Genomic DNA, 22,325 nt, shown 5'->3' with positions numbered 1-22,325 from the left:
GCCTCTTACTTACGTTGATCGTCAACCGTTACGCCCTGCGGCGGGGTAAAAGTGAATTTCGAGGCATCAACGGCGCCGTTTTGCTGTGATTTCAATTGATAACTGCTGCGTTGGTCATCCTGCTCAATTGCACTGAACTGGTGGATGGTGCCATCACGGCCAACGTTGATGGTAAATTGTTTCAGATTGCCGTTGCTGCTTTTCGGTGTCAGCACAAAATCGTCGCCATTTTGCGCAATATTGTACTGCTGCCAGTCGCTAGTCTGATTGCGGGCAATCAACATAAACGGCGTGTTACCGGTGGCATCTTTCAGCCAAGTCGCCGTAGCCTGTTCCACAAACGGGTTATAGAACCACAGGGTTTTCCCGTCCGAAACCAGAATGCTTTCATCCGGCTGGGTCATATGCCAGTTAAACAGATTCGGGCGTTTTACCCACAGATCGCCCTGACCTTCCTGTACGGCAGCCCCACTGCCATCCGTCACTTTCTGGGTGAAAGTAGCGTGGAAGCTGCTGACTTTATCGAGCCGGCTTTTCAGATCGCTGGAAGCATCCGCCCAGACATTGCTGGCGGCAAAGCTCGCCACAAGGGCGCAGGTGATGGCAATTTTTTTCATCTTGATTCCTTGAGAATTATCATGCTGCCAGTCAACAGACTAATGTAAATAGCGGTCTTAACTATACCAATTTGGCTACGCAATTTCGCGGTAAAAAACCTGAAAGATCATCTGGCCACAAAGCGTTCTGGCGCCTACTTATTGTTTTTAGGAAATACGTTTTGCAGCATCCGGTACATTTGTTAACCAATTAAATAGCGTGGCAGTAACGTGCCCGCATATGAACGGGTCGGGGAGAAGTGACGGTGGGGATCCGCGTTCCTGTTCGCTGCAACACAGATGCGCCTGCGTCAAACACAGGGTAGATCGCATTATTGGAGGTTTACTGGAGACATTAAAGAAAATCGTTCAGAAGCAGAACTGCCTCCCTTTTCGCGTCTCATAAAAAGGGAGGCAGAAGAGCGTGGTTATCGACTTATTCGAACGGCGGCGGCGCAAGCACCTCACGGTTACCGTTGTGCCCCTGCTCGCTGACGATCCCTTGCGCTTCCATCTGCTCGATAATGCGCGCCGCACGGTTATAGCCAATGCGGAACTGACGCTGTACGCCAGAAATAGACGCTTTACGTTTTTCCGTCACAAAATTGACAGCCTGATCGAATAACGGATCGAGTTCCTCACCGCCATCAAAGCCGCCACCTGCGCCACCTTCGCTTTCACTGTCGGAGGTAATACCATCGACATACTGTGGGCGACCACGCGCTTTCCAGTCCTGTACAACAGCATGCACTTCCTGATCGCGAACAAATGCACCGTGTACACGTACTGGCGCAGAGGTGGAGTTTGGCCCGGAATAGAGCATATCACCCATACCAAGCAGGGATTCCGCCCCGCCCTGGTCGAGGATGGTGCGCGAATCGATCTTACTCGATACAGTAAAAGCAATACGGGTCGGAATGTTCGCTTTAATCAGACCCGTAATAACGTCTACCGACGGGCGTTGCGTTGCGAGCACCAGGTGGATCCCTGCGGCACGCGCTTTCTGTGCCAGACGAGCAATCAGTTCTTCTACTTTTTTGCCGACGGTCATCATCAGGTCGGCAAATTCGTCGACCATTACCACGATGTACGGCAGTTTCTCCAGCACCGGATGTTGGACGTCCATGCTATCACCGGGTTTCCAGTACGGATCCGGGATAGGGCGCCCCATTCGCGCAGCTTCCGCAATTTTATCGTTATAACCCGCCAGGTTACGTACACCGAGCGCGGACATCAGCTTATAGCGGCGTTCCATCTCGTTAACACTCCAGCGCAGCGCGTTGGCCGCGTCTTTCATGTCGGTGACCACTTCCGTCAGCAGATGCGGAATGCCTTCGTAAACAGAAAGCTCAAGCATTTTCGGGTCAATCATAATAAAGCGCACCTCTTCCGGCGTCGCTTTATACAGCATGCTGAGGATCATGGCATTCACACCCACCGACTTACCGGAACCGGTGGTACCGGCCACCAGCAGGTGAGGCATTTTAGCCAGGTCGGCAATCACCGGATCGCCCGCAATATCTTTACCCAGCACCACGGTTAATGGTGACGGGTTTTCGCGGAACTTAACGCAGTCCAGTACTTCTCGCAGATACACCGTCTGACGTTTCTTATTCGGCAGCTCAAGACCGACATACGGTTTGCCCGGAATAACCTCCACCACACGTACGGCCACTGTCGACAGCGAACGCGCAAGATCGCGGGAGAGGTTAGAAATTCGGGCTGCTTTAACCCCCGGCGCCAGGTTCAGTTCAAACCGGGTTATAACCGGGCCTGGCGAGTAGTTCACCACATCGGCTTTGATACGGAAATCTGCCAGACGCGCTTCAACCAGCCGTGCCATTTGCTCGAGGGCAAAGGTGTCTACCGGCTCGATTTCCGCTGGCGGCTGGGTCAGTAGATCCAGCGAGGGCAACGGTGTAGTCGGTTTTTGCACCGGCCGGCTGTCGCCATTACGCATCAACAGTGGATGAATCAGGCTTTCCTGTGGCGGCGGTGAGGCCTGCTGAGGTTGCGCCGCAGCAGGTTGCTGATAATGAGGTTGCACCGGCTGTTGCGGTTGCGACGCGGCCGGCTGTTGATAATGAGGATGCAACGGCTGCTGCGCGGCAGGTTGCTGATAGTGAGGCTGCACCGGCTGTTGATAAGGGTGCATCTGCTGCGGCGGTTGTTGTTGATACTGCTGCGGTTGCGCAACAGACTCATCAGATTCGGGCATTACACCCGGTGTAAACAGCGGCTCGCTCGGGCTCTCATCCACCAACGCTTTCATCGGCGAAAACGCAAAGTCTTCGGGCATAAATGCCGGCGTCGCGGTAGTCTGCTCTGCCGCATAGCGCTGCTGTTGAGAGGCAGCAAACTGACGTGCCAGTTCAGCTTCTTCAGCTTCATCTTCGCTCAAATGTGGCTGCCGGTGATATTGCGGGATGTCATGCTGATACTCATCGCCATAACGATCGTGCTGGGTAGCCGCAAACTGTCGTGCCAGCTCATCCTGTTGCAGCATATCCGCATCGTCATCCTCACCGTGACGCACTTCTTCTTCGCGGGCACGCTCTTCTGCCATCCGCTGAGACGGCAGTTTAATACCATACGAAGCCAGTTCACGGCGGGTAGGTACGCGCACGCGATTAGGGCGCGGCAGTTGCGGACCAATCCCCTCTTTCACCTGCGGGCGCGGGGCGCCGCCCGTGGCAAGGCTGAACACTGGCCCCGCAGTGGCAGCAGCAGTAGCCACATTGCCAGTGGCCTGCTGAACGCCAGCGGCAACAGGTGCGATAATATCCTGGTCGATAACCGGAGCAGACGGTTTGACTGGCTCTGCCGGTTTAGGCACCGGTGCAGCGCTCGCAGGTTCCGGGATGGGTTGATACCAAGCGGCAAGCTGCTCACGTTCACGAGCGCGTTTTTCCTCCACTTCCTCAAAATAGTAAAGCGGCGGGCGAGTCTGTTTCACTTCTTCGACAGTCGGCTCCGGTAAAGGCTCTGGCAAAGGTTCATGCACAGGGGCAGCCTGCGGCGCATCCTGCCACGGTAAGGGATCGCTTGCCAGCGGTGCGTAGCGTTCTTCTTCGTGAGGTGTCAGCGAGGCGCCAGGCGATTCCGGCATCCAGGACGTTTCTGCCATGGGTTGCTGCCACTCTGGCGTCGCATACGGTTCAGGCTGGTAAGCTGCAGGTTCTGTATGCTGAGCATGTTGAACCGGCGCGGGTTCCTGCACAGGAACGGGTGCCTGCGCATAGGGCCACTCAACATCCTGTTGCGGCGGAATATAGGGTTCGGATGGTGCCGCATAAGCCTGTGCGGCCGTGGTTGCGGCGGCAGCGGCAACGATCGGTGCGGTGACACTGCGACCATTCAGCAGCGGATCGTACTCTTGTTCGGCTTCAGTCGCGCGATGCCCGGAAAACAGGACGTCATCCGCATCCGCGGGCACACCACGCGCACTGTACGCGATCTCTTCTTCGTCATCGTCCATCCGCTTACCGGAGAACAGTGCTTCGTCGGTTTTTCGGCCCATCGGGTTGGCGAATTTCTCAGCGATCCGTTTGCGGCGGGCCAGTGCGCCCCGCAATATACGTGCACGGCGGGACTCACGCGGCGCTGCAGAAGGTGCTTCGTCGTCCTCTTCTTCATATTCTTCATCATCAACCCAGGTATCGTCGCGTCGCGTACGATTACTGGCAAAGGTGAGAATATTCAGAATGACGCTACCGATCTTCTCGGCAATGGTGACCCATGACCAGCCGGTGAAGAGCGTTAGCCCGGCAGCCCAGATACAAAGCAGAGCAAGCGTGCCTCCGCTACTGCGTAACAGCGGTTGCAGCGTCGTGCTAAGCAGGCTGCCAATCACGCCGCCGGAAGCAAAATACCAGATATCATCTGCATTGATGGCCGCCAGACCGCATGAGGTCAGAATAAGCGCCAGCGCGCCAATCATGCGCAGCGATACGGCAAAATAATCGATGTAATCTTCACTGGCACGGTGACGCCAGGCAAACCAACAGCCGCCGATGATGATCACCGGAATGGTATAAGCCATAACGCCAAAAATGAAAAACAGCGTATCGGCGAGCCATGCGCCAGGCTGACCGCCCAGATTGTGGATAGGCTCATGCCAGGCGGTTTGCGACCAACTGGGATCCGACGGGTTAAAGCTCAGAAGCGCCGCCATCAACCAAACGGCAAAAAGTGAAACGAGGATCAGCAACGCCTCCAGGAGTCGACGCCCGCTGCTTAATTTGGTAAGTGTGACTTCTTTGTCTTCGGTGTATTCCTGGCTCAAGACAGGCTCTCCAGGTCCTTGATGCTAAAACGGACAACAGCGCCGGGTCTCCCCGGCACTGTTGCTGTATGGATTAACAGGAGTGTAATCAAAAAACAGCGATTGTGCACCTGTTCCGTATTAGCGCGTCTTAATAACCAGACGATTGCTCTGTTTAACTTCTTCCATCACTACATATGTGCGGGTGTCGTTAACGCCTGGCAGACGCAGCAGGGTTTCCCCTAAAAGTTTACGGTATGCAGACATATCCGGCACACGCGTTTTTAACAGGTAGTCAAAATCGCCTGAAACCAGATGACACTCTTGAATTTCTTCAAGTTTTTGCACTGCGGCGTTAAATTGTTCAAACACATCTGGCGCGCCACGATTCAGAGTAATCTCAACAAAAACCAGAAGTGACGCATCCAGATAATGCGGGTTCAGCAGCGCTGTATAGCCCTGAATAAACCCTTGTCTTTCCAGCCTGCGCACACGCTCGAGGCACGGCGTCGGGGAAAGTCCCACTCGTTTAGAAAGCTCGACGTTGGAAATACGCCCATCTTTTTGCAATTCGTTCAGAATATTACGATCGATGCGGTCGAGGTCTTTACCAGGGCGCTTCTTACTATCTACCATTATTATTGTCTCTCTGTATTCCTTCCCTACTCCTGTCTTGACCCTGTGCACTTCACTGTTCAGAGTCTTTGCCCGTCGCGGTACGTCCGCGTGTTTTTAAAATGGCACGGCGCGTAATCCCAGGGGCTATATTAAGAAGACCGTTGCCCGACGGCAGCTATCGATATCACGAATGGCGTCTGTCCACGCCATGCGTAGATTTCACTAGCCCGGTAAAAATGGCATTTACATGCATGAATTAGGGTCACGCGCGAAACACTGCTTTTTTTCTTCCTCAGATGTTTTCGCAAATGCGCAGGGGATTGTCAAAGCAAAACATCTTTTTTTAGTACAACGTGCCAGATATTCATCACCGCCCTTCTCTATTCCTCATTTTATCACCTTATAACTCACCATTTTTCAGTAGAATTTGTTATGTCTCACGTCGATATGAAACCCAGCCATCGGCTATTTCTATTACACATATCGTTAACAAAATCGCCGCACCCTTTTTTTACGCCGTCAAATTCCCTACAATCCAGCCCAATGTCTGCCAAACAATAATGAGGATTTCATGGGTACGGCCAAACACAGTAAGCTGCTTATCCTTGGTTCAGGCCCTGCCGGTTATACCGCTGCGGTCTATGCTGCGCGTGCAAACCTGCAGCCCGTTTTGATTACCGGTATGGAAAAAGGCGGCCAGCTCACCACCACAACTGAAGTGGAAAACTGGCCGGGCGACCCGCATGATCTGACCGGTCCGCTGCTGATGGAGCGCATGCATGAACATGCCACCAAATTTGATACCGAAATTATCTTCGATCATATCAACAGCGTTGATTTGCAGAACCGTCCATTCCGTCTGATCGGCGACAGCGGCGAATACACTTGTGACGCACTGATTATCGCTACCGGTGCTTCCGCTCGTTATCTGGGGCTGGCATCCGAAGAGGCGTACAAAGGCCGCGGTGTTTCCGCTTGCGCGACCTGCGACGGTTTCTTTTATCGCAACCAGAAAGTCGCCGTGATCGGTGGCGGCAATACCGCCGTCGAAGAGGCGCTTTATCTGGCGAATATCGCTTCTGAAGTTCACCTTATTCACCGTCGCGACACCTTCCGCGCGGAGAAAATCCTGATCAAGCGTCTGATGGATAAAGTTGAAAGCGGCAATATCGTGCTACACACCCACCGTACGCTGGAAGAAGTCACTGGCGACCAGATGGGCGTGAGTGGCTTACGCCTGCGTGATACGCAGAATGCGGACAATATTGAGACGCTGGACGTAGCGGGTTTGTTTGTCGCCATCGGTCACAGCCCGAACACATCCATTTTCGAAGGCCAACTGGCGCTGGAAAATGGCTACATTAAAGTGCAATCCGGTATTCACGGCAACGCAACCCAAACCAGTATTCCGGGTGTTTTCGCAGCAGGCGACGTGATGGATCATATTTATCGTCAGGCGATAACATCAGCGGGTACAGGCTGTATGGCAGCGCTGGATGCGGAGCGTTATCTCGACGGACTGGCTGAAAGTAAATAATCTTTACAAGTCAGTAACAAAGGTAAAAAAGGCGACTATAAGTCGCCTTTATTTTTGCCCCGATGTAACATTGCGCAGGCTAAAAATTCGATAACTTCACCTGCAAAGCGCGCAATGAATAAAACCCGTCAACAAGAACTTACTCGCTGGTTAAAACAGCAAAGCATTATTTCCCGTCGCTGGCTGACTGCATCTCGCCTGCTTGGCGTTGTCAGCGGCGTGTTGATTGTGGCGCAGGCATGGATCCTCGCGCGTATTCTCAATCATATGATTATGGAAAACATCCCGCGCGAAGCGCTGCTGCTGCCTTTCATTCTCCTGGTTCTGGTCTTTATTCTACGCAGTTGGGTGGTATGGCTGCGTGAGCGCGTTGGCTTTCATGCGGGTGCGCATATCCGCTTTGAGATCCGTCGCCGCGTGCTTGATCGCTTACAGCAGGCCGGGCCGGCGTGGATTCAGGGTAAACCTGCGGGCAGTTGGGCAACACTGATCCTCGAACAAATCGACGATATGCATGACTTCTACGCACGTTACTTACCCCAAATGGCGCTGGCTGCCAGCGTACCGCTGCTGATCGTGATCACTCTGTTTCCCATCAACTGGGCAGCCGCGCTGATATTGCTTGCCACCGCACCGTTGATCCCGTTGTTCATGGCTATGGTCGGGATGGGCGCGGCGGATGCTAATCGCCGCAATTTTAAAGCGCTGGCACGATTGAGTGGTCATTTTCTTGACCGGCTGCGCGGTATGGAAACACTGCGTATTTTTGGCCGCGGCGCGGCAGAAACCGATAACATTCGTCGTGCTTCGCAGGATTTCCGTAGCCGCACGATGGAAGTACTGCGCCTCGCATTTTTATCATCCGGTGTGCTGGAATTTTTCACCTCACTCTCTATTGCCGTCGTCGCCGTCTATTTCGGTTTTTCCTATCTTGGGGAACTCGATTTCGGCCACTATGGCACAGGCGTTACGCTATTTGCCGGTTTTCTGGCACTGGTTCTGGCACCGGAATTTTTCCAGCCGCTGCGCGATTTGGGCACCTTTTACCATGCGAAAGCACAAGCTATTGGCGCGGCCGACAGCCTGAAAACGTTTATGGAAGCACCACTGGCCCATCCGCAACGCGGCGATATCACGCTGAAAAGCGATGAGCCAATTATGCTCACCGCTTGCGATCTGGTGCTGAAATCGCCCGAAGGCGCCGTGCTTGCCGGGCCGCTGAATTTTACCCTGTCTGCCGGGCAGAGGATCGTACTGGTCGGTCGCAGCGGCTCCGGGAAAAGTTCGCTTATCAATGTGCTTTCCGGTTTCCTGCCTTATGAAGGTTCACTGCGCGTCAATGGCATAGAGTTGCGGGATCTCGACCCCGATGCCTGGCGCGAAGCCATTAGTTGGGTTGGGCAAAACCCGCAATTGCCAGCGACCACGTTGCGCGAAAACGTGCTGCTTTCCCGCCCTGATACCAGCGAGGATGAATTGCAATCGGCGCTGGATAAAGCCTGGGTGAGTGAATTTCTGCCGCTTTTGCCGGAAGGTCTGGAAACGCAGCCTGGCGATCAGGCCGTGCGGCTTTCCGTCGGTCAGGCTCAGCGCGTCGCCGTTGCGCGTGCTCTGCTGGCACCCTGCAAATTGTTGCTGCTGGATGAGCCGTCCGCCAGCCTTGACAGCCACAGTGAGCAACGCGTCATGCAGGCACTGAACGATGCGTCCCGCCAGCAGACGACACTGATGGTGACTCATCAACTGGAAAATCTGACCGAATGGGATGCTATCTGGGTGATGCAGGACGGGCAAATCATTGAACAAGGCCATTATGACGCTCTTGCCACCTCGCAGGGGGCGTTTGCTGACCTTCTTGCCCATCGCCAGGAGGAGATCTAAATGCGCGCATTATTGCCTTATCTCGCACTCTATAAGCGCCACAAATGGCTGCTGATGTTGGGTGTGATCCTCGCCATTATCACCCTGTTGGCCAGCATTGGTCTGTTGACACTCTCCGGCTGGTTCCTCTCCGCTTCCGCCGTAGCGGGCGTCGCCGGGCTCTACAGTTTTAACTATATGCTGCCTGCCGCTGGCGTGCGTGGCGCGGCCATTACCCGCACTGCCGGACGCTATTTCGAGCGACTGGTCAGCCACGATGCAACCTTCCGCGTACTGGAACACTTGCGCGTGACGACTTTCAGCAAGCTATTGCCGCTCTCCCCTGCCGGTTTAGCCCGTTTTCGCCAGGGCGATCTGTTAAACCGCGTAGTGGCGGATGTCGATACCCTCGACCACCTTTATTTGCGCGTGATTTCACCGCTCGTGGGCGCGCTGATGGTGATCATCGTGGTCATGGTGGGTCTGAGTATGCTGGATGTCTCGCTGGCTCTGTTGCTGGGCGGGATTATGCTGGCCACGCTGTTTATCCTGCCACCGCTGTTTTACCGCGCGGGTAAACCTGCGGGCGAAAACCTGACGTTGTTGCGCAGCGAGTACCGCCAGCAACTCACGCACTGGCTGCAAGGCCAGGCTGAACTGACGATTTTCGGTGCCAGCCAGCGTTACCGACAGGCGTTGGAAAACACAGAATTAAGCTGGCATGACGCTCAGCGTCGCCAGTCCGATCTGACGGCCGCCTCGCAGGCATTAATGTTGTTAATTAGCGGCGGTGCCGTGATCGCCATGCTGTGGTTTGCCTCTGGCGACGTGGGCGGTAACACACAGCCAGGTGCATTGATTGCGTTATTTGTTTTCTGTGCGCTGGCAGCTTTTGAAGCGCTGGCGCCCGTCACGGGCGCATTCCAGCATCTCGGGCAGGTCATTGCCTCTGCGACACGCATTACACAACTCACCGAATGCCAGCCGGAAGTGACCTTTCCGTCGGGCAATAGCGCTGTGCCAACCCACGTTGCCGTCGATTTCGATGCACTGTCGTTCAGCTATCCAGGCCAGCCGCAACGCGTACTGGAGGCCATATCGCTCTCCGTCGCCGCAGGTGAACATGTTGCCATTTTGGGGCGCACCGGCTGCGGTAAGTCCACACTGTTGCAACTGCTGACGCGAGCATGGGATGCGCAGCAGGGCGAGATCCGTTTGAATGACCAGCCAATCGGTCATTTTTCGGAGCCAGACTTACGCAATCTCATCAGTATGGTACCGCAGCGTGTACACCTGTTTAGCGCCACCCTGCGTGATAATTTACTGCTGGCTGCGCCAGAGGCCAGCGATGAGGCATTGAGTGCTATGCTGGCCCGCGTTGGGCTGGAAAAACTACTCGACGACAGCGGCCTGAACGCCTGGCTGGGCGAAGGTGGCCGCCAATTATCCGGCGGCGAACTGCGCCGTCTGGCGATTGCCCGTGCGCTCCTGCACGACGCGCCACTCGTTCTGTTGGATGAACCCACAGAGGGTCTGGATGCCTCTACTGAAAGTCAGATTCTTGAATTACTTGCAGAAGTAATGAAGGGAAAAACGCTGCTGATGGTCACGCACCGTCTGCGCGGCCTGGCACGTTGCGATCGGATAATTGTGATGGACAACGGGCAAATAATTGAGCAAGGTAATCACGCAGCGTTAATGGCGAAACAGGGGCGTTATTACCAGTTTAAGCAGCGTCTGTAAGTGAATATTCGTCATTTTGCCGTTCCCGTGGCGGTAACGCTAAAGTGAAACGACCAAAATGACGATATTAAGAAGGGTCCCTGGTCGCGTTGTGGAGCAGAGTTGTCATGCGTCTGGTTCAGCTATCTCGTCATTCTATCGCCTTCCCTTCGCCTGAGGCAGCACTGCGTGAACCCAACGGCTTGCTGGCACTGGGTGGAGATTTGAGTCCGGCGCGTCTGTTGATGGCCTATCAGCGCGGTATCTTCCCCTGGTTTTCGCCGGGCGACCCTATCCTGTGGTGGTCGCCGGATCCGCGCGCGGTACTGTGGCCGGACGCCTTCCATCTCAGCCGCAGCATGAAACGTTTTCATAAAACTTCCCCTTATCGCGTCACGGTAAATCATGCTTTTGGTCAGGTCATTGATGGATGCTCGCAGGATCGCGATGAAGGAACATGGATCACGCCGGATGTGGTGATGGCTTACCACCGTCTGCATGAACTGGGGCATGCGCACTCCATTGAAGTCTGGGAAAATGAGCAACTGGTTGGCGGCATGTATGGCGTAGCGCAGGGGACGCTATTCTGTGGCGAATCCATGTTCAGTCGCCGTGAAAACGCCTCTAAAACGGCGCTATTGGTGTTCAGCCAGGCGTTCTTGCATTGTGGTGGTCAGCTCATTGACTGCCAGGTGTTGAACAGCCACACCGCCTCGCTGGGTGCGGTTGAAATTCCCCGCCGGGATTATCTCTTGCATGTCGCCGGAATGCGCAAAAAAGCGCTGCCGTCCCATTTTTGGGTGCCCAGAACGCTGTTTTCATCTCTCTGAAGAATGTTTTCGGCACATTTTTTATCAGGGTGTTATAATGGACGCTCAGCGTTGCTTTTGCCTGTTGCCCCGCCTCACCCGGGAGTTGTTCGTATCAGGGATGCCCTTCGTTATATTTCACCGCTCCCCTTATCGACTGCGCTTTTAACGCGTCGTGATGTGTGGCGTGAGGGTAATATGCAAAAGTCGTTTTGCTGTGTTTTATCAGCACAAATCTTTACTTAACAGACGAACTTCGGCATTATCTTGCCGATTCAAAAATTATGGTAGTGATACCCCCGAGGATTAGATGGCCAAAGAAGACAATATTGAGATGCAGGGTACCGTTCTGGAAACGTTACCTAATACGATGTTCCGCGTAGAACTGGAAAACGGCCATGTGGTCACTGCGCATATCTCCGGAAAAATGCGTAAAAACTACATCCGTATTCTGACGGGCGATAAAGTGACTGTGGAACTGACCCCGTACGACCTGAGCAAAGGCCGCATTGTCTTCCGTAGCCGCTAAGATCTTCCGCTGGCACCGCTGAGTGCACCTCTTTTTAAGGCCGGGTTATCCCGGCCTTTTTATTTGCGCCGTATTCATCCCCTCTGCGATTAAACTTTAAACACCTCTGCCAATTGTCTATACTAAGTACTGACAAATGTCTGCATTCAGGAGGGATCATGAGAACCTGGAGCCCGGATCAAAAACCGGCTGAAAATGCACTCTGGCGTTTTGCGGGTTTTCCCGCTAACAGGGGCATAAAATTAGTCCAAATGCTAAATGAAGGTTTACCTGTCAGCATTCTCGATAACATTCATCAATGGACGGAAATGTCGCGATCGGACATTTTGCGGGTCACGGGTATTAACGAACGCAATGTTGCACGGCGAAAAAGCGCAGGCCGCACCCTGACACCCGATGAGAGTGAGCGTATAGCCCGGCTGGTCAGAGTCGTAGATGCAGCAGTGCATTTTTTTGGCGATAAAAAAATGGCGTACAGCTGGCTACAAACGCCGGTGCGTGCGTTGGGGGACGTCGCCCCAATTTCGTTGATAGCAACCGAAAGTGGCGCACTGGAAGTGACCGATCTGATCGGCCGACTGGAACATGGGGTGTTTGCGTGATGTTCTACCGTCTGGTTACCCGCCGCTACGCCAGCGAAGCCTGGACCGGTAGCGGCGCAAACCTTTACGGCGGTCGATGGAACCATAAAGGCCATCCGGCGGTGTATGTCGCCTCTTCAATTTCACTGGCTGCACTTGAGATGCTGGTGCACATCCATAGCGACAGTATGTTGCGTCAGTATGGGCTGTTCAGCATAGAGATCCCGGACAAGGACATTGAGTTTCTGGACACGCAATGGCTGCCGGCGGACTGGCAGGAATACCCCGCTCCGCTCTCTACAATGGATCTGGGCACCGCCTGGCTGGAAGCCAACAGCAGTGTGGCGTTGGTCGTGCCTTCCTGCGTGGTTCCACTGGAAAACAATGCCGTTTTAAATCCGCATCACCCAGGCTTCAGTACCCTGCTGAAAACAGTGAAAGAACACCCTTTTGTTTTCGATCCGCGTCTGGCATCCTCCTGACGCATCAAATTTATGCTGAAACCGTAAATAACGGGCGTAAAAAAACCGGGCCTCTCAGAGCCCGGTTTTTACATTAACGTCAGAGATTAATGCGCAGCTTCCGGTTTGTGCTTCTGCGCACTCTGGAAGTCATACTCCAGTTCATTCTTCTCTTTATTCAGCGTCACGGTCACCTGCCCGCCATCTACCAACGAGCCAAACAGCAGCTCGTTAGCCAACGGTTTCTTCAGGTTATCCTGAATAACACGCGCCATCGGGCGTGCACCCATTGCGCGGTCATAGCCTTTATCGGCCAGCCAGTCGCGTGCTTCCTGACTGACTTCCAGCGACACACCTTTCTGATCCAGTTGCACCTGGAGTTCGACAATAAACTTGTCGACCACCTGATGGATAACCGTCGTCGACAAATGATCGAACCAGATAATGTTGTCCAGACGGTTGCGGAACTCCGGCGTAAAGATCTTTTTGATCTCTTCCATCGCATCGGTACTGTTATCCTGGTGGATAAGGCCAATGGATTTACGCTCAGTTTCCCGTACCCCGGCGTTTGTGGTCATCACCAGCACCACGTTGCGGAAGTCCGCTTTACGCCCGTTATTATCCGTTAGCGTGCCGTTGTCCATCACCTGTAACAGCAGGTTGAAGACATCCGGGTGCGCTTTTTCGATTTCATCAAGCAGCAACACCGCATGCGGATGCTTGATCACTGCGTCGGTCAACAGACCGCCCTGATCAAACCCAACATAGCCAGGAGGCGCACCGATCAAACGGCTGACGGTGTGACGTTCCATATATTCGGACATATCAAAACGCAGCAGCTCAATGCCAAGCGCTTTCGACAGCTGGACCGTCACCTCGGTTTTACCCACCCCTGTGGGGCCAGCAAACAGGAAGGAGCCGACCGGTTTATGGTCCTGACCCAGCCCTGCACGGCTCATCTTGATGGCTTCGGTTAAGGCCTCAATGGCTTTATCCTGTCCAAACACCAGCATTTTGAGGCGATCGCCGAGATTTTTCAGCGTGTCACGATCGCTCTGAGAAACACTCTTCTCAGGGATACGCGCAATACGGGCCACAACCGATTCGATATCCGCCACATTGACGGTTTTCTTGCGTTTGCTGACCGGCATCAGGCGCGCACGCGCCCCTGCTTCGTCAATCACATCTATCGCTTTATCCGGCAGATGGCGATCATTAATGTACTTCACCGCCAGCTCCACGGCTGCACGTACCGCTTTAGCGGTGTAACGTACATCGTGGTGTGCTTCGTATTTGGGTTTCAGGCCATTGATAATCTGCACCGTTTCTTCTACAGATGGCTCAGTGATATCAATTTTCTGGAAACGACGCGCCAACGCACGATCTTTTTCGAAAATGTTGCTGAACTCCTGATAGGTAGTTGAACCCATCACGCGGATTTTACCGCTGGAGAGCAGCGGCTTGATCAGGTTCGCGGCATCCACCTGCCCACCGGACGCAGCGCCCGCACCGATGATGGTGTGGATCTCGTCGATAAACAGAATGCTGTTATTGTCCTGCTCAAGCTGTTTCAGCAGCGCTTTAAAACGTTTTTCGAAATCACCACGGTATTTGGTACCTGCCAGCAGTGACCCGATATCCAGTGAGTAAATGGTGCAGTCGGCCATCACTTCCGGCACATCACCCTGCACGATACGCCACGCCAGACCTTCGGCAATAGCGGTTTTACCCACACCGGACTCGCCCACCAGCAAGGGGTTATTTTTACGCCGGCGACAGAGCACCTGAATAGCGCGCTCCAGCTCTTTGCCACGGCCAATCAGCGGATCGATACCGCCCACGCGAGCAAGCTGATTGAGATTGGTGGTGAAGTTTTCCATACGTTCCTCCCCGCCTGCCTGCTCTTCGCTGCTCGCCTGGCTGCTGCTACTGCTGCTGCCTGCGTCAGATGATGGGCCCGGCTCGTCTTTACGCGTGCCGTGCGAAATAAAGTTCACCACATCAAGGCGGCTCACTTCATGTTTGCGCAACAGGTAAGCCGCCTGGGACTCCTGCTCGCTAAAGATGGCGACCAGCACGTTAGCACCAGACACTTCGCTGCGGCCGGAAGACTGAACGTGAAACACCGCGCGCTGAAGAACACGCTGGAAGCTGAGCGTCGGTTGCGTATCGCGCTCCTCTTCGCTCATGGGCAGAACGGGTGTGGTTTGTTCGATGAAGGCTTCGAGTTCCTGCCGCAGCGCCACCAAATCCACGGAACACGCTTCCAGCGCTTCACGGGCCGATGGGTTACTGAGCAGAGCCAGTAACAAGTGCTCGACGGTCATAAACTCATGTCGGTGCTCGCGCGCTCTGGCGAAAGCCATATTTAAACTGAGTTCCAGTTCTTGATTGAGCATAGGCACCTCCCCCAAGTTTTATTGCCTGAAATCAGGCTCTTTCCAGCGTACACAACAACGGATGTTCGTTCTCCCTGGCATACTTGTTCACCATGGCGACTTTCGTCTCCGCGACCTCTGCAGTAAAGACACCGCAAATGGCCTTCCCGTGATAGTGAACCGTGAGCATCAGTTGCGTTGCACGTTCTACATCATAAGAAAAGAACTTTTGTAGCACGTCAATAACAAATTCCATCGGCGTGTAATCATCGTTCATTAACATTACTTTATACATGGATGGCGGACTCAGCGCGTCGCGCAGTTTCTCTTCCGCCAATTGTTCGAAATCCAGCCAGCTATTGCTTTTACCCATCGTTAGCTTTTCATCTTAGGTTACAGGTTCCGGCGGCGTTTAATCGGCCGATTACATGAGTCTAGATGCATTTTCAATCTACATCAGTTGTCAGATAACTATCATCTATCGTTGCCATCCGCGACGGCTGTCACATTCTTCCTTCATACCGTTAACTGCTTCAAAATTTTGATGCGTCGCCTCCCAGAACCCCAGCCAAACGCTTGACGCGTTATTCGATTTCTCTAAATTGTACTCTCGAGAGTTGGCGAGGTTTTGAACAGCCCCCACACTCTGCCACCGGTTCATTCCATCTTACTTAAATAAGATTTACGAAGGATGTCGAAGCATGGAAACGGGTACTGTTAAGTGGTTCAACAATGCCAAAGGGTTCGGTTTTATCTGCCCTGAAGGCGGCGGCGAAGATATCTTCGCACATTACTCCACCATTCAAATGGATGGTTACAGAACGCTAAAAGCCGGGCAAACTGTCCGGTTTGATGTACACCAGGGCCCTAAAGGCAATCATGCCAGTCTCATCGTGCCCGTCGAAGTAGAGGCTATGGCCTGACGCTTCTTAATTAATTGTGTACATGCCCCGGATAAAATGCCAGCCCAATCGGCTGGCATTTTTATTACTCGCGTGCCAGCGCGTCCACCGGATCCAGTCGCGCCGCATTGCGCGCCGGCAACCAGCCAAACAATACGCCGGTAAAGGTTGAACACAAAAATGCGGTAAACAGGGCCACGGGAGAAAAACCAATTTCCCAGCCGGGCAAAAAAAGCTGCAAGGTAAATGCGATCAGCATCGACAGAACGACGCCCAGCGCACCGCCAACCAGGCACACAAACACCGCTTCGATAAGAAACTGCGACAATACATCGCCCGCACGGGCGCCCACCGCCATACGAATGCCAATTTCACGCGTACGCTCAGTCACGGACACCAGCATGATGTTCATTACGCCAATCCCGCCGACCAGCAGCGAAATCACCGCCACCAGGGTCAGGAACAATTGAAGAGTACGTGTGGTCTTTTCTGCTGTTTTCAAGACGCCGTCCATGTTCCAGACGAAGAAATCCTTCTTACCGTGGCGTAAATTAAGCAGCCGGGTAAGCTGCTGCTCGGCCTGTTCGCTGCTGTAACCGTCATTCACCCGCACGGTGATCGAATTCAACCAGGACTGCCCCATAATGCGCCCGGCGATGGTGCTATAGGGTAACCAGACGCGCAGGATTTTACTGCTGCCGAACATCGACTGTTTCTCTTCCGCCACGCCAATGACCGTGGCGGGCATATTGCCGACAAGAATGACTTCTCCCACCACTGATGCTTTATTAGGAAATAACTGACGCCGGGTATTGCTGTCGAGCACCACCACCTGCGCACGTCCTTTCAACTGTTCATCATTGAAGGAAGCCCCTTCACTGAAGGTCATGCCGTAGACGTTAAAATATTGCCCGCTCACCCCATTAGCACTGGCGGCAACATCAATGTTGTTCGAGCGTAACCGCAGATTTTGCGAGACAGAAGGTGTCGCTGAACGCACCCAGGGCTGTTTCTGAATGGCCACCAGATCGTCATATTTTAACGCCTGCCGATATTGTGGATCGTCATCGCCAAAATCCTTGCCCGGGTAGACATCAATAGTGTTGGTGCCAATCGAACGGATATCCGCCAGCACCAGTTGTTTGGCGGCATCGCCCACCACCACAATCGATACCACCGACGCGATGCCGATAATAATACCGAGCATGGTGAGAAGCGTGCGCATCTTGTTGGCCGCCATCGCCCGCCAGGCCATGGTCAGTGCCTCATTAAAACGGCTGACAAACTGACGCCAGCCGCCTGCCCGCATCACACCAGCCTCCGGATACGCTGGCGTTGCAGCTTTCTCCCTCGCGGGGGGATTACTGATAAGCTCACCGTCGCGGATTTCAATCACCCGCTCCGCCTGTGCGGCAACCTGAGGATCGTGGGTCACGATTATCACCGTATGGCCGCGATCGCGGAGCTGGTGCAAAATCGCCATCACCTCGTCGCCTGAGTGGCTATCCAGCGCGCCGGTTGGCTCATCGGCAAGGATCACCTGCCCGCCATTCATCAACGCGCGGGCAATACTCACACGCTGTTGTTGGCCACCAGAAAGCTGCGATGGCTGATAATCGGCGCGTTCCTCCAGCCCCAGACGCGCCAGCAACTCACGGGCGCGAGCCAGACGGGCTTTACGCTCGGTGCCAGCATACACCGCCGGAACTTCAACGTTTTGCGCCGCACTCAGGTGCGAGAGAAGATGGTAGCGCTGAAAGATAAAGCCAAAATGCTCACGACGCAGCTGCGCCAGTGCATCGCTATTCAGTGTGGAAACATCCGTACCCGCTACACGGTAGGTTCCGCTGGTGGGTTTATCCAGGCAACCGAGAATGTTCATCAGCGTCGATTTTCCGGAACCCGAAGCTCCGACAATCGCCACCATCTCCCCGGCCTGAATAGACAGGCTAATACCCTTTAACACTTCCACCTGCCCGTCACCGGACGGGTAACTGCGACGAATGCCGTTTAGCTCAAGCAGCGCACTCATTGCGCCGCCCCCTGTTTCAGCTCACCGATGACCACTTCTTCACCCGCATCCAGCCCTTTAACAATCACCACTTCGGTATCGTTGCGGGCTCCGAGGGTCACTTCACGATCGCGGGTTTCGCCATTGCGTAATACTTTCACCTTATAACGATTGTCACCGACCGGATCGCCCAGCGCCGCCAGCGGGATCGTCAACACATTTTTCTGCCCCATTAGCTGAATATGAACCTGTGCGGTCATATCCAGACGCAGGATACCCTGCGGGTTCGGCACGGCAAAACGGGCGTAATAGAAGATGGCGTCATTGACCTTCTCCGGCGTTGGGAGAATATCTTTTAACACGCCTTCATAACGGGTTCCGGGATCGCCAAGCACGGTAAACCAGGCTTTTTGCCCCGGTTTCAAGTGGATCACATCCGCTTCGGATACCTGCGCCTTGACTAACATGGTGCTCATATCCGCCAGCGTCAGAATGTTCGGCGCTTGCTGCACCGCAATGACGGTCTGCCCTTGCAGGGTGGTGATTTGGGTGACCTCCCCCGCCATGGGCGCGAGAATACGGGTGTAATCAAGGTTAGTTTTGGCCGTGTCTAACGTAGCCTGGTTACGCTGGATCTGTGCGTCAATAGTGCCAATTTGCGCCTCTTTTACCGCGACATCGGTAATGGCGGTATCCAGATCCTGACGTGAGATCAAATTGCTTTTGACCAACTGTTGCTGGCGCGCCAGCGTCACTTTCGCCAGCCTCAATTCCGCCTGCGCCTGGCGACGCTGCGCACGCAACTCCATCAGGGTGGCATTCACTTCTTTAATCTGGTTTTGCGCCTGCTCAGGGTCAATAACACCCAGCAATTGATCTTTTTTTACCTTATCACCAATGCTGACCGACAAAGTTTTTAACTGACCGTTGACTTGCGCGCCCACGTCCACTTTGCGTAAGGCGTCAAGCTTGCCGGTGGCCAGCACACTTTGTTGCAGCTCGCCGGGGCGGACAATCAGCGTTTGATACTGTACGACAGGTGCATTGAGCTTGCCCCACAACCAGAACGCCGCCAGTAAAACCGCTACTGCCAGCACAATCATTCCCGTCCTGCGTTTTCCCTTCAGATTCATAAAAATTCCAGATTGTCGGACTGTGCGTTGTATAGAGACCAATGTTATCTAAACGAAACATCAACGAAACAGAATAATCTTAATTTCTCCATATTTCATTTAACCAGCGTTGAGACAGCCGCTGTTGCAATAACCTCCTCCCGTTTCTTCCGGATTTTATCATGTCTATTTTTGCTGATTTTTCTACTTCTGAGCCCCCTTTCCCCACCAGTGCCTGGCAACTTTTCCGCACATTAACTTCCGGAACACTGACGCCAGGCCTGGCCTGGAAAAACCCCGCCTATCGTCGAAAGTTTTTACTGCGCTCGCTAAGCACACCGATCAGCACGGCCAGCTATCTGACTCGCCTTGCGAGCCTGCCGCAATTGCCGCAGATGCTGCAGGTGCAGCCCGGTTTGCCCTGCCGGTTACACCGCCCGTGGTTGTCGATCAATATGTCCCGCAACGAAGCCAGTCATGCGCTGTGTTGGCACTATGAAAATATGATCCGCCTTTTACCTGCTGCGGTGGTAAACGGTTATTTAAGCAAAATCGGCACCGAGCTGGCAGTACTGAACGGCAAAGATGAACAAACTTACTCGCTGCACCTGTATGCCAACCCGATGCAGGATAAAGAGGGTGAGGCCACGCTGATGATCTGTGATGCCGGGCAAACCACGCTGGCAGAGCTGACCTTCACCTTCTGCCTGGTTGATGGGAAGCGCACGCTTTACATTGGTGGTTTGCAGGGGGCGAAGGCACACGTACCACACGATCGGATCCAGTCTGCTACCAAGGCCTGCCATGGTTTGTTCCCCAAACGCCTGCTGGTAGAAACCGCGATGGCGCTGGGGCAGTGTCTGGACGTGCAAGCGATTCGCGCAGTCAGTAACGAAACGCACATTTACCGCAGCGTGCGCTACCGCCGGAAAAAACAGGACAAACTGCACGCCGATTACAACAGTTTCTGGGCATCGCTGGGGGCTGAAACCGACAGTCGCGGCGACTTTGTGCTGCCGCTGACCATGCCGCGCAAGCCAATGGAAGAGATCGCCAGTAAAAAACGCGCGGAATATCGTCGCCGTTACGAGTTGCTTGATAGCTTACATTTGCAGGCAACGAGCCGCTGCCAGCGCTAGTCAGCCCGGCCGCGTGCCAGCCACAACACGCGAGAAAACATTTTACGAAACAGATGCGGTACGGCGGAAACGCCCCGTCTGCCAGCCTCCATCGCCACTTCGATAGCCAAATCCGGTTTTGAAGAGCGATGGATGGCTTTGGTGATCACCCGACGCATATTCATCGGCACGTTTTCCGGCAATTGCGCCACACGATGATAGACATCCGCAAAGCCTTCCCGGTACATAAAGTGCTCCATATCCAGTGCGGGCAGCGTCGTTAAATGATCGCGGATCTGGTCATTATCGTTATCCAACAACCCGCGCACCGTGGCCGCATACTTTTTCCCGGCTTCATCGCCATCCACCAAAACATGCCATTCGATGCCCATCCGCCTGGCGAATTTAATCAGCGGTTTTAAACCGGACTGGGCAAATTCAATCACCTTTACCCCTTCGGCATCAAAATGGTGACCACACTGGCGCGCCAGTTCATTGATCACCCAGTTTTCGGTTTCGCCTTCTACCAGTAGCCAGCAGCGGGCAAACAACGAAGAAGGACGGTTTACACGGATGTGAAAAGCAATACGCCGACCATCTTCAGCGCTTAAGCCGCCCGGACCGAGACGCCAGGCCGCTACGCGGGAGGATTCGCGCACCAGCCGACACACTTGTGCTACCGGCGTCAGCGACAGTAATTCCCCCGAATTGGTCGTTGTCACCTGTTGTAATGGCAGCAAGTTCAGCAACTGCCACGCCACGGAAAGCATAATCGGATGCAGCCGTGTTTCCGGATCTTCCACCAGCAGTAAAGGCCGGGCATCACGATCGAGATGCACAGACCCCTTGGCCTGCAACAGGGTAGAGAAAAAGCCCAGCAAGATCACCCGGTACATCCGCCCGCCGGGTTTATCGATCATGCGGTTGATAATGTCCAGATAACGCCAGCTACGCTGCTCATCATGAGAGCGGCGACGCATCAGGCGCTGACGCGATGGACCGCTGCCTTGTTCAGAAAAGTAGTGTTCAAGGAGTTGCACCATGGCTGATAACCCGTGACGGATCTGCCCATCGGTCAGGTTTTGCGGGCGGGAAACCAACTCGCGACTCAAAAAATCAAGCTGGCGGGCCGTGGTTTCCATACCCGGCGCATCGGGGATACCGTCCGTGCGCAGGCGCCGCATAAAACGTGCATCGCGCAGGCGCAGCACTGGCATCAGCCGCACAAGATGGCGCGCCATCTCGTCAATATCCTCCAGCGGCAAGTGTTGCCCCTCGGCATCAAGAAAACCACGCAGCGTCATGACACTGCCATCTTCAGAGAGCTCGCCTTCGTGGCGATAAAACAGGCGGTGAAAACCGTCAGCGCCGGGAACCCAGCAGTCAGCCAGCGGGCGATAACGCCGAACGCGATGTCGGCCCGGCTCCGACTCACGAAAGGTCAGGATAATATGCAGGTGGTGCTCGCGCCCTTGCACATCGCCAGGCGGGAACCAGAAATCATCGCGCACAAAATGGTAGAGTTCGGTTTCGGGTGACAACAGCAGAGTGAGCGCATCCAGCAGACTCGACTTACCCCAGGCATTCTCGCCAATCAGCACATTCTTCTGTTCCAGCATCAGCGATAAACGATTGATGCCGCGAAACCCGACAATATCCACGCGCTCCAGAATCATGCGTCCTCCGATCTTCCCGAGCATTTCAGCATCCAGTGCTTGCAGTATAGCGGGGTAAAAAGCAGCAAATCACGCGCTAAGTACAAAATTTCATTGGTAAAAAGGTGACTTACTGGCAGAGGTGCGCATAAAGAGGAATTGTCACCCTTTA

Annotated in this window: 17 protein-coding genes and 1 pseudogene; 10 read left to right on the top strand and 8 right to left on the bottom strand. The window is 54.1% G+C overall.

Translation table 11 applies throughout. The features are described 5' to 3' along the window. Positions 1–5: 5 nt before the first annotated feature. The 3 genes from lolA to lrp form a co-directional block, all read right to left on the bottom strand. A complete protein-coding gene (lolA, locus tag RTX30_RS07670; RefSeq protein WP_312688570.1) occupies positions 6–617 on the bottom strand; it encodes an outer membrane lipoprotein chaperone LolA in 612 nt (203 codons plus the stop codon). A gap of 415 nt (positions 618–1,032) precedes the next feature. Beyond that, positions 1,033–4,881, bottom strand: coding sequence for a DNA translocase FtsK (ftsK, locus tag RTX30_RS07665; protein ID WP_312688569.1), 3,849 nt, complete (start codon positions 4,879–4,881; stop codon positions 1,033–1,035). A gap of 120 nt (positions 4,882–5,001) precedes the next feature. Beyond that, positions 5,002–5,496 carry a leucine-responsive transcriptional regulator Lrp gene (gene lrp / locus RTX30_RS07660; protein WP_000228469.1) on the bottom strand — a complete coding sequence of 165 codons (495 nt, stop codon included), beginning with the start codon at positions 5,494–5,496 and terminating at the stop codon, positions 5,002–5,004. 553 nt (positions 5,497–6,049) lie between these two features. Here lrp and trxB point away from each other — a divergent pair. The 8 genes and pseudogenes from trxB (at position 6,050) to RTX30_RS07625 (ending at position 12,998) form a co-directional block, all read left to right on the top strand. Beyond that, positions 6,050–7,015, top strand: coding sequence for a thioredoxin-disulfide reductase (gene trxB / locus RTX30_RS07655; protein WP_312688567.1), 966 nt, complete (start codon positions 6,050–6,052; stop codon positions 7,013–7,015). Positions 7,016–7,129: 114 nt separating this feature from the next. Continuing rightward, the gene (gene cydD / locus RTX30_RS07650; protein WP_312688565.1) at positions 7,130–8,896 is read left to right on the top strand and encodes a heme ABC transporter permease/ATP-binding protein CydD; all 1,767 of its coding nucleotides are present in this window, start codon (positions 7,130–7,132) and stop codon (positions 8,894–8,896) included. After that, a complete protein-coding gene (gene cydC, locus RTX30_RS07645; RefSeq protein WP_312688563.1) occupies positions 8,897–10,618 on the top strand; it encodes a heme ABC transporter ATP-binding protein/permease CydC in 1,722 nt (573 codons plus the stop codon). Between the two features lie 107 nt (positions 10,619–10,725). Continuing rightward, positions 10,726–11,427 carry a leucyl/phenylalanyl-tRNA--protein transferase gene (gene aat / locus RTX30_RS07640; protein ID WP_312688561.1) on the top strand — a complete coding sequence of 234 codons (702 nt, stop codon included), beginning with the start codon at positions 10,726–10,728 and terminating at the stop codon, positions 11,425–11,427. A 189-nt stretch (positions 11,428–11,616) separates the two neighbouring features. After that, positions 11,617–11,789: pseudogene (locus RTX30_RS22365) on the top strand (hypothetical protein); the annotation flags it as partial. Then, positions 11,717–11,935 carry a translation initiation factor IF-1 gene (gene infA, locus RTX30_RS07635; RefSeq protein WP_001040187.1) on the top strand — a complete coding sequence of 73 codons (219 nt, stop codon included), beginning with the start codon at positions 11,717–11,719 and terminating at the stop codon, positions 11,933–11,935. The pseudogene RTX30_RS22365 and the gene infA, both read left to right, overlap by 73 nt. A 158-nt stretch (positions 11,936–12,093) precedes the next feature. After that, complete coding sequence (locus RTX30_RS07630; protein WP_312688559.1) at positions 12,094–12,537, top strand: antitoxin Xre/MbcA/ParS toxin-binding domain-containing protein; 444 nt, start codon at positions 12,094–12,096, stop codon at positions 12,535–12,537. Further along, positions 12,537–12,998 carry an RES family NAD+ phosphorylase gene (locus RTX30_RS07625; protein WP_409429808.1) on the top strand — a complete coding sequence of 154 codons (462 nt, stop codon included), beginning with the start codon at positions 12,537–12,539 and terminating at the stop codon, positions 12,996–12,998. Before RTX30_RS07630 ends, RTX30_RS07625 begins: the two co-directional genes overlap by 1 nt. 86 nt (positions 12,999–13,084) lie before the next feature. Here the strand turns inward: RTX30_RS07625 and clpA are convergent, their stop codons facing one another. Both clpA and clpS read right to left on the bottom strand, forming a co-directional pair. Further along, complete coding sequence (clpA, locus tag RTX30_RS07620; protein ID WP_312688555.1) at positions 13,085–15,376, bottom strand: ATP-dependent Clp protease ATP-binding subunit ClpA; 2,292 nt, start codon at positions 15,374–15,376, stop codon at positions 13,085–13,087. A gap of 31 nt (positions 15,377–15,407) precedes the next feature. Further along, on the bottom strand, positions 15,408–15,728 hold the full coding sequence (clpS, locus tag RTX30_RS07615; protein ID WP_312688553.1) for an ATP-dependent Clp protease adapter ClpS: 321 nt from the start codon (positions 15,726–15,728) through the stop codon (positions 15,408–15,410). A 328-nt stretch (positions 15,729–16,056) separates the two neighbouring features. On the opposite strand from clpS, the gene cspD reads away from it, so the two are divergent. Continuing rightward, the gene (gene cspD, locus RTX30_RS07610; RefSeq protein ID WP_312688551.1) at positions 16,057–16,278 is read left to right on the top strand and encodes a cold shock-like protein CspD; all 222 of its coding nucleotides are present in this window, start codon (positions 16,057–16,059) and stop codon (positions 16,276–16,278) included. A 64-nt stretch (positions 16,279–16,342) separates the two neighbouring features. On the opposite strand, the gene macB is transcribed toward cspD, so the two are convergent. Both macB and macA read right to left on the bottom strand, forming a co-directional pair. Continuing rightward, the gene (gene macB / locus RTX30_RS07605; RefSeq protein WP_312688549.1) at positions 16,343–18,289 is read right to left on the bottom strand and encodes a macrolide ABC transporter ATP-binding protein/permease MacB; all 1,947 of its coding nucleotides are present in this window, start codon (positions 18,287–18,289) and stop codon (positions 16,343–16,345) included. Beyond that, positions 18,286–19,371 carry a macrolide transporter subunit MacA gene (macA, locus tag RTX30_RS07600; RefSeq protein ID WP_312688756.1) on the bottom strand — a complete coding sequence of 362 codons (1,086 nt, stop codon included), beginning with the start codon at positions 19,369–19,371 and terminating at the stop codon, positions 18,286–18,288. The genes macB and macA overlap by 4 nt, the downstream gene beginning before the upstream one ends. 191 nt (positions 19,372–19,562) lie before the next feature. On the opposite strand from macA, the gene RTX30_RS07595 reads away from it, so the two are divergent. After that, the gene (locus RTX30_RS07595; RefSeq protein WP_312688547.1) at positions 19,563–20,519 is read left to right on the top strand and encodes a VirK/YbjX family protein; all 957 of its coding nucleotides are present in this window, start codon (positions 19,563–19,565) and stop codon (positions 20,517–20,519) included. On the opposite strand, the gene RTX30_RS07590 is transcribed toward RTX30_RS07595, so the two are convergent. Beyond that, positions 20,516–22,174, bottom strand: coding sequence for an ATP-dependent endonuclease (locus RTX30_RS07590; protein ID WP_312688754.1), 1,659 nt, complete (start codon positions 22,172–22,174; stop codon positions 20,516–20,518). The two genes, RTX30_RS07595 and RTX30_RS07590, sit on opposite strands and share 4 nt — an antisense overlap. Between the last annotated feature and the right edge of the window lie 151 nt (positions 22,175–22,325).

It is taken from the genome of Kosakonia sp. (genome assembly GCF_032052965.1).
Classification (GTDB): domain Bacteria; phylum Pseudomonadota; class Gammaproteobacteria; order Enterobacterales; family Enterobacteriaceae; genus Kosakonia.
The sequence above is the reverse complement of the archived record's forward strand: the minus strand, read 5'-3'. Positions and strand labels throughout refer to the sequence as shown.

What these genes read in the sequence shown, in the direction of transcription:
- lolA (WP_312688570.1), bottom strand. Translation starts at nt 617, where the DNA reads ATGAAAAAAATTGCCATCACCTGCGCCCTTGTGGCGAGCTTTGCCGCC.
- lrp (WP_000228469.1), bottom strand. Translation starts at nt 5,496, where the DNA reads ATGGTAGATAGTAAGAAGCGCCCTGGTAAAGACCTCGACCGCATCGAT.
- trxB (WP_312688567.1), top strand. Translation starts at nt 6,050, where the DNA reads ATGGGTACGGCCAAACACAGTAAGCTGCTTATCCTTGGTTCAGGCCCT.
- cydD (WP_312688565.1), top strand. Translation starts at nt 7,130, where the DNA reads ATGAATAAAACCCGTCAACAAGAACTTACTCGCTGGTTAAAACAGCAA.
- cydC (WP_312688563.1), top strand. Translation starts at nt 8,897, where the DNA reads ATGCGCGCATTATTGCCTTATCTCGCACTCTATAAGCGCCACAAATGG.
- aat (WP_312688561.1), top strand. Translation starts at nt 10,726, where the DNA reads ATGCGTCTGGTTCAGCTATCTCGTCATTCTATCGCCTTCCCTTCGCCT.
- infA (WP_001040187.1), top strand. Translation starts at nt 11,717, where the DNA reads ATGGCCAAAGAAGACAATATTGAGATGCAGGGTACCGTTCTGGAAACG.
- RTX30_RS07630 (WP_312688559.1), top strand. Translation starts at nt 12,094, where the DNA reads ATGAGAACCTGGAGCCCGGATCAAAAACCGGCTGAAAATGCACTCTGG.
- RTX30_RS07625 (WP_409429808.1), top strand. Translation starts at nt 12,537, where the DNA reads ATGTTCTACCGTCTGGTTACCCGCCGCTACGCCAGCGAAGCCTGGACC.
- clpA (WP_312688555.1), bottom strand. Translation starts at nt 15,376, where the DNA reads ATGCTCAATCAAGAACTGGAACTCAGTTTAAATATGGCTTTCGCCAGA.
- clpS (WP_312688553.1), bottom strand. Translation starts at nt 15,728, where the DNA reads ATGGGTAAAAGCAATAGCTGGCTGGATTTCGAACAATTGGCGGAAGAG.
- cspD (WP_312688551.1), top strand. Translation starts at nt 16,057, where the DNA reads ATGGAAACGGGTACTGTTAAGTGGTTCAACAATGCCAAAGGGTTCGGT.
- macB (WP_312688549.1), bottom strand. Translation starts at nt 18,289, where the DNA reads ATGAGTGCGCTGCTTGAGCTAAACGGCATTCGTCGCAGTTACCCGTCC.
- macA (WP_312688756.1), bottom strand. Translation starts at nt 19,371, where the DNA reads ATGATTGTGCTGGCAGTAGCGGTTTTACTGGCGGCGTTCTGGTTGTGG.
- RTX30_RS07595 (WP_312688547.1), top strand. Translation starts at nt 19,563, where the DNA reads ATGTCTATTTTTGCTGATTTTTCTACTTCTGAGCCCCCTTTCCCCACC.
- RTX30_RS07590 (WP_312688754.1), bottom strand. Translation starts at nt 22,174, where the DNA reads ATGATTCTGGAGCGCGTGGATATTGTCGGGTTTCGCGGCATCAATCGT.